Raw genomic sequence first — 951 nt, 5'->3', positions numbered from 1 at the left:
GCTTGCTCGCGATCCGCGAAGCGGCCCTCGTTACAGGACGACTGTCCTGTTGGCGTTGAGGAACACGCGCCGTTCGATGTGATACCCCACCGCCCGCGCCAGGGTCAGGCCTTCGATGTCGCGGCCCTTGGCGATCAAGTCTTCGGGGTAGTGACTGTGGTCCACCACCTCGACGCCTTGGGCGATGATCGGGCCTTCGTCCAGATCGTTGTTGATGTAATGCGCCGTCGCGCCGACGAGTTTCACGCCTTTGTTGTAGGCCTGATGGTAGGGTTTGGCGCCCTTGAAGCCTGGCAGCAGCGAGTGGTGAATGTTGATCGCCTTGCCGTCGAGCTTGCGGCACAGCTCCGGTGACAGCACTTGCATGTAGCGGGCAAGTACCACGAGCTCAGCGCCGGATTCCTCGATCACCTGCCAGACCTTGGCCTCTTGCGCTGGCTTGTCGTTGGGGTCGAGTGGGAAATGGTAATAGGGAATGTCGTGCCAGCGCGCCAGCGGTTCGAGATCAGGATGATTGGAGACCACCGCGACCACGTCCATCGACAGTTGGTTGATGCGCTGGCGGTAGAGCAGATCGTTCAGGCAGTGATCGGCTTTGGATACCATGATCACGACTTTGGGGCGGTAGTTCGGCGCTGTGAGCTCGAACGTCATGCCGAAGGCCTCACCGCGCTCGGTCAGGCCGGCGCGAAACGACGCTTCGTCGAAGCCGTCAGGCTGACGGAATTCGACGCGGATGAAGAAGCGGCTGGACAGCCGGTCATCGAACGAATGGTGCTCGGTGACATAGCACCCCTGCTCGAACAGGTAGCGCGTCACCGCGTCCACCGTGCCCAGCACACTGGGGCAATCGGCGGTCAGAATCCAGGTATCAGGGGCGCGGCTCATGGGGTGTTGCTCCTGTTTTTTATGTACGACGCAAACTGCTTCTGCCGAAGGCGTAGGAGCGTG

The 951-nt window shown here is 61.1% G+C and carries 1 protein-coding gene; it reads right to left on the bottom strand.

Translation table 11 applies throughout. The features are described from left to right. Positions 1 to 30 precede the first annotated feature (30 nt). Positions 31 to 888: a formyltetrahydrofolate deformylase gene (gene purU / locus B3N48_RS19760; RefSeq protein WP_296186666.1), complete on the bottom strand. Its 858-nt coding sequence runs from the start codon at positions 886 to 888 to the stop codon at positions 31 to 33. Between the last annotated feature and the right edge of the window lie 63 nt (positions 889 to 951).

This window comes from Pseudomonas sp. UBA1879 (assembly GCF_002338065.1).
Lineage (GTDB): Bacteria > Pseudomonadota > Gammaproteobacteria > Pseudomonadales > Pseudomonadaceae > Aquipseudomonas.
The sequence above is the reverse complement of the archived record's forward strand: the minus strand, read 5'-3'. Positions and strand labels throughout refer to the sequence as shown.